The organism is Coprococcus sp. AF99-45, from assembly GCF_027663865.1.
Taxonomy (GTDB): Bacteria; Bacillota; Clostridia; order Lachnospirales; family Lachnospiraceae; genus Allocoprococcus; species Allocoprococcus comes.
Genome location: NZ_JAQDGZ010000020.1, coordinates 45,945 through 54,999, shown reverse-complemented (window position 1 = coordinate 54,999; position 9,055 = coordinate 45,945). Strand labels below are relative to the sequence as shown.

Sequence of the window (9,055 nt, the reverse complement as noted above, 5' to 3'; positions counted from 1 at the left end):
CCTGTCTTGAAAAACAATATTTTTCCGAAATGATTAATATTGGTTGTTTAATACCAATAATTGCAGGTGATACAAACTCTGGCAATACAGCTACTTCTATTTTTTCAAAAAGTAACTCATTTTGTACTATATCTATTATTTCTTCTGCTATTGGATTTTCCATACTAATCACATGATTTTTAACATATCTTCGTAATCTTATATTACTTCGTATCATTATTATGATCTGAAATATACTTCCTATCCCCCAGATAATCAAACCAATATCTAATATCATTATTTTCCCATGTTGTAATTTATAATAAATGAAATCTACTATTTTGGGTAAAATATTGTCTGAATAAGAAGTATATGTAAATGGAAAATTAAATGGAAGTACCATCCTTAGTAATATAATTCCTATTATCCAGAATATAAAACGTAAACTTTTATCAAAAAATATTTTTTTCTTATATATCAGATAATGTAATATTATGCAGAGAATATTTGTACACAAGAAGCATGTGATAAAAGGTCCCAATGACAATGACATATCTGGCTACTCCTTTAATTCTTCTTTCTTCTTCCTAATTAAATTTTCAAGCTGTTCGAGTTCCTCAATATTGGTTTCCGTTTCTATTAAAGAAGTTAATATCAATTTTTTTGATCCAATAATATCTTTGTAGCTCTCACTAAAATATTTTCCTTTAGAAACTGTTGGCATAAAATATCGACTCATAACATTACCACTATAATCAATATATGCAACTTTTACATATTCTTCTTCTAATAATTTTCTAATACATGCATGAATTGTATTAATATTTAATTTTTCATTTGCTTTCAAGATTTCAGATGCAGCCATTGGTTTATCATTTTCCCATAAAATATTCATTACATCCATTTGTTTATTTGTTAATCTCTTTTTAAACATATAATCACCTCCTATTACCATATTATAAACTTCTTTTTTTAATATATCTACTACAGATTAAAATTTTATTATTTTTTCATCTTGACTTTTTATTATTACAATTATATTATCAAATTAACATATTTAATTTTTTAATAAAGGAGGGATTTTCATGACTAAGAAAGCAACCCACAAAACCTGTTTCATTCTGTTATTTTTGTTCATTCTTCTTACTGGCTGCTCAACCAAAAAAGCATCTGAATCAGCCGTAAGTCCGGAAGCTGAAGCAGTACTCAATGCGATGTTCACTGCACCAAATGATGACTTGTATTCTTTGGATTCTTCTACTGTAATCGGTGAGAATAGCACGGCAGATTCTGAAAATGCTTCCGTTAATTCTGAGAAAATTCTCGAAAACTGGAACAAACTTGTAGGAAAATACTTTGAAACGGGACGATTAGAATATTTTATTTCAACCTATGGTCAGACCTATCTGTCCGAAGCAGCTTATAATAATACAAAAATAACGGTAAAAGATATTTCACTTGATTCCAAAACAGATGATTCTGAAACAGTTCTTGTGACTTTTAAGATCAATAAAGAAGAAATGGTCGAAAAAATCTATTTTTCTTATGACCAGGATGGTTTGATAAAAGACGTTTATCCAATTAATTTTAAATAATTTATAATAAAGGACACGGCTTCGCCAAGCGAAAGCCGTGTCCTTTATTATATCTTCTCACTATTAAAATTTTCAAAAACATTTCCATCCTTACAGATGCAGTACCCTGTCCTTAATCTCCTGGGTCCTTCCCTGATTCCAGAACTGGGTTCCGATATATCCGCAGGTTCTTCTCGCTACAAAGAGCTTATCCTGATCCCGGTTGCCACAGTTCGGGCATTCCCATACCAGCTTTCCGGTCTCGTCCTCGATGATCTTAATCTCTCCGTCATAACCGCAGACTTCACAGAAATCACTCTTGGTATTCAGCTCTGCATACATGATATTCTCATAAATGTACTGTAATACGGAAAGTACCGCCGGAATATTGGTCTGCATATTCGGTACTTCGATATAGCTGATCGCCCCACCCGGTGAAAGCTTCTGAAATTCCGATTCAAATTTCAATTTGCTGAACGCATCAATTTTTTCGGTAACATGTACATGATAGCTGTTCGTAATATAGTTCTTATCTGTAACGCCCGGAATGATTCCGAAACGCTTCTGCAGACATTTCGCAAACTTGTATGTGGTAGATTCCATCGGTGTGCCGTATACGGAATAGCTGATATTTTCTGCTTCTTTCCATTCTTTACATTTATCATTCAGGCGCTGCATAACTGCCAGTGCAAATGGCTTCGCCTCCGGATCTGTATGGGATTTGCCAAGCATCCGCATACACATCTCATAAAGTCCTGCATAGCCAAGAGAAATGGTGGAATATCCGTCAAATAACAGCTTGTCAATCGTCTCACCCTTTTTCAGACGGGCAAGTGCCCCGTTCTGCCACAGGATCGGTGCAACATCTGAAACGGTTCCAAGAAGACGTTCATGTCTGCACCGAAGTGCTCTGTGACAAAGCTCCAGTCTCTCATCCAGGATTTCCCAAAAACGTTCCATATTGCCCTCTGCTGAACATGCCACGTCAACCAGGTTGATCGTTACAACCCCCTGATTGAAACGTCCATAGAACTTATGACTTCCGTCTGCATTTCTCTGGGAATCTTCTACGGTAAGGAATGAGCGGCACCCCATGCACGGATAAACATCTCCGTTTTTCAGTTCTTTCATGATCTTTGCAGAAATATAATCCGGCACCATACGCTTTGCCGTACATTTTGCAGCCAGCTCAGTCAGATACCAGTATTTGGAATCCTCGGTAATATTATCTTCATCCAGTACATAGATCAGCTTCGGAAACGCCGGTGTGATCCATACACCCTTTTCATTCTTAACACCCTGCATACGCTGCTTCATCACTTCTTCGATGATCATCGCAAGGTCATCCCTGGTTCTTCCTTCCGGAACCTCATCCAGATACATAAACACCGTTACGAAAGGTGCCTGTCCGTTACAGGTCATCAGTGTGATCAGCTGATACTGGATCGTCTGGATTCCGCTCTGTACTTCAGTACGAAGCCTTCTCTCTGTGATCTTGTCGATGATCGCATCATCCAGAACCTCTCCGGATTCTATTCTTTCTTCAATGACACTTTTGCGGAGCTTCTGACGGCTTACATCTACGAATGGTGCAAGATGTGACAGCGTAAATGACTGTCCGCCATACTGGTTACTTGCAACCTGTGCAACGATCTGTGTGGTCACATTACACGCGGTAAAGAAACTATGTGGTTTCTCGATCATCGTCTCGCTGATGACAGTTCCGTTCTGGAGCATATCCTCCAGGTTGATCAGATCACAGTTGTGCTCTTTCTGCGCAAAATAGTCCATATCATGAAAATGAATGATTCCTTCTTCGTGTGCACGGACGATTTCCTCCGGAAGAAGGACTCTCTTGGTAAGGTCCTTGCTGACCTCTCCTGCCATGTAATCTCTCTGTGTAGAGTTGATCACAGGATTCTTATTGGAGTTCTCCTGCTTTACTTCCTCGTTCATATGATCGATCAATGCAAGAATTCCATTATCCGTTGTATTCGACTTTCTGGTTAATTCTCTCTTATAGCGATAGCGGACATACTTCTGGGCAACCTCATAACCACGCATCTCCATAATGCCGGTCTCAACCATATCCTGGATGTCCTCCACATTCACTGCATGCGTAAATTCCTCTGCCTGCTGTGCAATCTTCTCCGCAATTGCAATGATCTGAAAGTCATTCATCCTGTGGATGTTCTCAACCTCTTCATTCGCTTTTTTGATCGCATTCACAATCTTCTCCAGCCGGAAGTCTACTTCCTCACCGTTTCTTTTGATTACTCTCGTCTTTACTTCCAAATCCATCCCAACTTTCTCCTAACTTTGTTCCATCGCTCCACAAAATATAGTGTCACTTTTAAGTTTCTCCACTATATTTTGCGCTCTGTAGTATATGATACCCCATATTCACGAAAATGAAAAGGGGGATTTTTGTTTTTTTTATGTTATTTTTTTATCTTGCCATTTTCCAGATTCGGTCTTAAGAATTCTTCTTTCGCATACTCCCAGATCGCTTCTGAGCCTTTTGACGTATTCCGGTTACGGTTCAGGATCTGTTCAATATGAACATCGTGTTCCTCCCACGCTTTGCCGTCTGTAGCCGCATTTAACATGATCGGCTGGATATTGTCCATCGTCCGGGCAAACTTCGACTCAGCAGTCTCCTGTGCCTCAAATTCCTCCCAGAGCGCCCGAAATTCCTTTCCCTGCTTTTCCGGAAGAAGTCCGAAAATCCGGTCCGCAGCCTTCACTTCCCGTTCCCTCTGCGTCTTCTTCGCATCTTCATCATAGGCATAGGTATCCCCCGCATCAATTTCTACAATATCATGGATCAAAAGCATCGTCACTGTCTTAAGAACATCAATCTTCTCATTGGCATATCCCGCAAGCAGAACCGTCATGATCGCCATATGCCACGCATGCTCCGCGTCATTCTCCTTACGCACCCCATCCGTCAGATATGTCTGCCTTCCAATAAATTTTTCCTTATCAATCTCCCGAAAGAAATTAAATAATTGCGTAAGTTCCTCTTTTTCCACGTTTTTGCTCCTTCTATGATGAAATACACTCTATTTGAACACCTCAAAATCCTTTTTCTCAGTATACGCACACTGTTATATATTCTACCACAAACTACCCTGTATCGGAACTTTTATTTTGTAAAAGATTGTACCATTTTTCCCAATAAATTTTGTCAAAAATTCCGTATTGAAAAAGCGCGCAATCTGTAGTAGATTACGCGCTTCCACATAAATTTGTTTCCTATTTACCATTTTTTTCGCTTCGACACCTTCAACCGGTTCATCGCCCTTGAAAGCGAAGCCTGTGTCCGGTAATATTCCTGTATACTCTGTTTCTGGCGAAGCTTTTCTTCTGCATACTCCATCTGCTCCTGGGCATGTCTGGCATCGATATCCTCCGGTTTCTCTGCCGTCTGCACCAGCATCGTCACACGGTTGTTGACGATCTCAAGGAATCCGGTTCCGACCGCAAGGTTCACCCATTCGCCTTCTTCAAACTGAAGCATTGCCTCACCGATCACCACAGCGATCACCATATCTTCATGGTGCGGAAGAATTTCCATTCCACCGCCGTCCGGTACCGGCACGATCATCTTTCTGCAACGTCCTTCATAGAATACCCGGTCACTGGAAATGATTTTAAGTCCAAATGTATCCATACCTGGCACCTCTATTCTGCTTTTTCAGCCTTTGCCTTCTCGATGACTTCATCAATCGTTCCTACATTGAAGAATGCATTCTCCGGATACTCATCCATTTCTCCGTCGAGGATCATCTTAAATCCTCGGATCGTCTCTTTCAGAGGTACATATTTTCCCGGAACTCCGGTAAATGTCTCTGCAACGAAGAATGGCTGGGAGAGGAATTTCTGAATCTTTCTTGCTCTCATAACCGTTGCCTTGTCTTCATCGGAAAGCTCTTCCATACCAAGAATTGCGATGATATCCTGCAGCTCTTTGTATTTCTGCAGAACCTCTGTTACACGGTTTGCAACTTCATAATGTTCTTCTCCGACAATATCCGCCTCCAGAATACGGGAGTTAGATTCCAGTGGATCAACTGCCGGGTAAATACCCTGTTCTACAACCTTACGGGAGAGTACGGTTGTTGCATCCAGATGAGCAAATGTAGTTGCCGGTGCCGGGTCTGTAAGGTCATCGGCAGGGACATAAACAGCCTGTACGGATGTGACAGAACCATTCTTTGTAGATGCGATCCTCTCCTGCAGTTCACCCATTTCAGTTGCCAGTGTCGGCTGATAACCTACGGCTGATGGCATACGTCCAAGAAGTGCGGATACTTCGGAACCTGCCTGTGTAAAACGGAAAATATTATCAATGAAAAGAAGCACATTCTGATGTTCTTTATCACGGAAATATTCAGCCATTGTAAGTCCTGTCTCAGCGACACGCATACGTGCTCCAGGTGGTTCGTTCATCTGACCAAACACTAAGGCTGTCTTATCCAGAACTCCGGATGCTTTCATTTCTGTCCAGAGGTCGTTACCTTCACGAGAACGTTCTCCAACACCGGTAAAGATGGAATATCCGCCGTGCTCTGTGGCTACGTTACGGATCAGTTCCTGGATCAGTACAGTCTTACCTACACCGGCACCGCCGAACAGACCGATCTTACCACCTTTTGCATAAGGTGCAAGCAGGTCGATAACCTTGATTCCGGTTTCCAGGATTTCTACAACCGGGCTCTGGTCTTCAAATGACGGCGGATCTCTGTGGATCACCCAGTGTTCGGTATCTTCTTTGATTTCTTCGCCATTGTCGATGGTTTCTCCAAGTACGTTGAACAGACGTCCAAGGGTCTGCTCTCCAACCGGTACTTTAATTCCAGAACCGGTAGCGGTTACTTCCATGTCCTTGCAAAGTCCTTCACTTGCTGCCAGCATCAGACAACGAACCTCATCATTTCCCAGATGCTGCGCAACTTCCATAATACAGGTTTTTCCGTTGTTCTCCACCTGCAGGGCATCTTTGATGCACGGCAGATTTCCGTCTTCAAATACAACGTCAACAACTGGTCCCATGACCTGTACAATACGTCCTTTATTCATACCTGTTTTCACTTCCTTTTCCGTTTCTGGGCTTTGGCGCCTGCACAAACCTCAGTAATTTCCTGTGTGATTGCAGCCTGCCTTGCCCTGTTATATATAATAGAAAGATCTTTGATGATTTCCTGCGCGCTGTCTGTTGCTGATTGCATTGCTGTCATTCGCGCATTGTGTTCGCTTGCATATGCCTCTACCAGACATCCATAGATCATACCAACCACGTAGTTTGGTACGATGCTGTCCAGAACCGCCTCTGCTGATGGATAAAGCGCGATCGCCTCTCTATGGATGTTAAGCGGCATTTTCATTTCATTAAATGAAGATCTCTCAAGCGGCAGGATCTTCATTTTTTCAACCGTTGTCAGCATCGAATTTTCCATTCTGGTGTAAACGATGTAGACCTCGTCCAGTTCACCTCTCTCATACTGGGAAAGAATCACTTCCGCGATATCTCTTGCCCTGTGCATGGTCGGTTTCTGCACAGTATAGAGGAAATTGGTGTCAATTTCCACACCCTTATTCGCATAATAGTGTCTGCCAAGCTCACCGACTACGAACAGCTTATGCTCTCCCGGTTCCTCCAGGATCTCATCCTCCACCTTGACAATGTTGTGGTTGTAAGCTCCTGCAAGTCCTTTATCCGCAGTAATGACAATGGAACCTATCTTTCGTTTCTCTTTTGGAATCTCTTCCCGCGCATCAAAATACCGGTGCTCGATCTCAGGAATATGCCTCAGGATTCTGGAAATCTCTCCCTGAAGTCCGTAAAAGTACGGCTCTGAATCTGTCAGCTTTTTCTTCGCCTGTCTCATCTTGGTAGACGAGATCATATACATGGCGTTCGTGATCTTCATCGTATCTTTGACGCTGTTGATTCGAGTCTGTATTTCTCTGATATTTGCCATATTAACACCTGCTGTCTTTGAATTCCTTCGCTGTTTCCACAATCTTTGCAGCCAGTTCATCGGACAGAGCCTTTGTCTGCTCAATCTCTTCACTGATTTCCGGATGAACTGTTGCAAAATAATTCAGCATATCCATCTGGAATTTCTTAACCTCTTTTACCGGAATTCCCAGAAGCACTTTATTTCGTGCTGCGCAGAGGGTGATGACCATCTCATGCATGGACATTGGATGTCCGAGTGGCTGTTTCAGAAGTTCCATCAGACCAGATCCATATTCCAGCTGTTCCTTTGTTGCTGCATCCAGATCGGAACTGAACTGTGTGAATACTTCCATCTCACGATACTGTGCAAGATCGATACGGATACTTCCGGCTGCCTTCTTCATTGCCTTTGTCTGTGCTGCACCACCAACACGGGATACGGAAAGACCTACGTTAACCGCCGGTCTCATTCCTGAGAAGAACAGATCACTTTCCAGGAAGATCTGTCCATCTGTAATGGAAATGACGTTAGTCGGAATGTATGCAGATACATCTCCTGCCTGTGTCTCGATGATTGGAAGTGCTGTGATCGAACCGCCTCCCATTTCATCACTTAAACGGCTTGATCTCTCAAGCAGTCTTGAATGCAGATAGAAAACATCTCCAGGATAAGCTTCACGTCCCGGTGAACGTCCAAGAAGCAGGGACAGCGCACGGTATGCAACTGCGTGCTTTGAAAGATCATCGTAAACGATCAGGACATCTTTTCCTTTATGCATGAAATGTTCTGCGATCGCGGTTCCTGCATATGGTGCAATATACTGAAGCGGTGCACAGTCACTTGCTGTTGATGCTACTACGATGGTGTAATCCATTGCGCCGCCGTTTTTAAAAGTATTGACAACCTTTGCGATCGTTGATGCTTTCTGACCGATTGCTACATAGATACAGATGACATCCTTACCCTTCTGATTCAAAATCGTGTCTGTAGCAATGGAAGTTTTTCCTGTCTGACGGTCTCCAATGATCAACTCTCTCTGTCCACGTCCGATCGGGAACATAGAATCGATAGAAAGGATTCCTGTTTCCATTGGAACGCTGACGGATTTACGGTCTACAATTCCTGGTGCTTCATTTTCAATCGGTCTGTAATCTTCTGCTTCGATTTCTCCCGCTCCGTCAATCGGAGCTCCAAGTGCATTTACGACACGTCCGATAAATTTATCACCAACCGGTACTCCGGCTTTCTTTTTGGTACGCATCACTTTCGTACCTTCTTTGATCTCTACATCTGATCCGAACAGGATGCAGCCGATCGTATCTTTCTGAATGTCCTGAACCATACCTTTCAGTCCATTTTCAAATGTCACGATTTCTCCGTACATTGCATGCTCTATTCCATAGATATTTGCAATTCCGTCACCGACAGAGACAACCGTACCGACCTCGCTGTCTTTACTGATCTGATCAAAGTTCTCTATTTCATTTTTCAGAATAGAAATAATTTCATCTGAGCTAATTGAACTCACTTTGT

General features: G+C 42.2%; 9 protein-coding genes. 1 reads left to right on the top strand and 8 read right to left on the bottom strand.

The window, feature by feature from the left end:
- Both PGR14_RS12840 and PGR14_RS12835 read right to left on the bottom strand, forming a co-directional pair.
- Nucleotides 1-277, bottom strand: a 277-nt coding sequence (locus PGR14_RS12840) for a hypothetical protein (RefSeq protein WP_270223528.1), incomplete at its 3' end; no start/stop codon positions are given.
- A gap of 261 nt (nt 278-538) precedes the next feature.
- The gene (locus PGR14_RS12835) at nt 539-913 is read right to left on the bottom strand and encodes a BlaI/MecI/CopY family transcriptional regulator (protein WP_055246784.1); all 375 of its coding nucleotides are present in this window, start codon (nt 911-913) and stop codon (nt 539-541) included.
- A gap of 151 nt (nt 914-1,064) precedes the next feature.
- On the opposite strand from PGR14_RS12835, the gene PGR14_RS12830 reads away from it, so the two are divergent.
- On the top strand, nt 1,065-1,574 hold the full coding sequence (locus tag PGR14_RS12830; RefSeq protein WP_118217477.1) for a hypothetical protein: 510 nt from the start codon (nt 1,065-1,067) through the stop codon (nt 1,572-1,574).
- Between the two features lie 90 nt (nt 1,575-1,664).
- On the opposite strand, the gene nrdD is transcribed toward PGR14_RS12830, so the two are convergent.
- The 6 genes from nrdD to atpA all read right to left on the bottom strand — a co-directional run bounded on the left by nrdD (nt 1,665) and on the right by atpA (nt 9,050).
- Nucleotides 1,665-3,854, bottom strand: a complete 2,190-nt coding sequence (nrdD, locus tag PGR14_RS12825; protein ID WP_008374382.1) for an anaerobic ribonucleoside-triphosphate reductase — start codon at nt 3,852-3,854, stop codon at nt 1,665-1,667.
- A gap of 140 nt (nt 3,855-3,994) precedes the next feature.
- Nucleotides 3,995-4,588, bottom strand: coding sequence for an HD domain-containing protein (locus PGR14_RS12820; protein ID WP_055156448.1), 594 nt, complete (start codon nt 4,586-4,588; stop codon nt 3,995-3,997).
- Between the two features lie 227 nt (nt 4,589-4,815).
- A complete protein-coding gene (gene atpC, locus PGR14_RS12815; RefSeq protein WP_055249249.1) occupies nt 4,816-5,229 on the bottom strand; it encodes an ATP synthase F1 subunit epsilon in 414 nt (137 codons plus the stop codon).
- Between the two features lie 11 nt (nt 5,230-5,240).
- Nucleotides 5,241-6,638 carry a F0F1 ATP synthase subunit beta gene (gene atpD, locus PGR14_RS12810; RefSeq protein WP_022220893.1) on the bottom strand — a complete coding sequence of 466 codons (1,398 nt, stop codon included), beginning with the start codon at nt 6,636-6,638 and terminating at the stop codon, nt 5,241-5,243.
- Nucleotides 6,639-6,646: 8 nt separating this feature from the next.
- Nucleotides 6,647-7,540, bottom strand: a complete 894-nt coding sequence (gene atpG, locus PGR14_RS12805; protein WP_270223527.1) for an ATP synthase F1 subunit gamma — start codon at nt 7,538-7,540, stop codon at nt 6,647-6,649.
- A 1-nt stretch (nt 7,541) separates the two neighbouring features.
- Nucleotides 7,542-9,050, bottom strand: coding sequence for a F0F1 ATP synthase subunit alpha (gene atpA, locus PGR14_RS12800; protein ID WP_022220892.1), 1,509 nt, complete (start codon nt 9,048-9,050; stop codon nt 7,542-7,544).
- Between the last annotated feature and the right edge of the window lie 5 nt (nt 9,051-9,055).

What these genes read in the sequence shown, in the direction of transcription:
- PGR14_RS12835 (WP_055246784.1), bottom strand. Translation starts at nt 913, where the DNA reads ATGTTTAAAAAGAGATTAACAAATAAACAAATGGATGTAATGAATATT.
- PGR14_RS12830 (WP_118217477.1), top strand. Translation starts at nt 1,065, where the DNA reads ATGACTAAGAAAGCAACCCACAAAACCTGTTTCATTCTGTTATTTTTG.
- nrdD (WP_008374382.1), bottom strand. Translation starts at nt 3,854, where the DNA reads ATGGATTTGGAAGTAAAGACGAGAGTAATCAAAAGAAACGGTGAGGAA.
- atpC (WP_055249249.1), bottom strand. Translation starts at nt 5,229, where the DNA reads ATGGATACATTTGGACTTAAAATCATTTCCAGTGACCGGGTATTCTAT.
- atpD (WP_022220893.1), bottom strand. Translation starts at nt 6,638, where the DNA reads ATGAATAAAGGACGTATTGTACAGGTCATGGGACCAGTTGTTGACGTT.
- atpG (WP_270223527.1), bottom strand. Translation starts at nt 7,540, where the DNA reads ATGGCAAATATCAGAGAAATACAGACTCGAATCAACAGCGTCAAAGAT.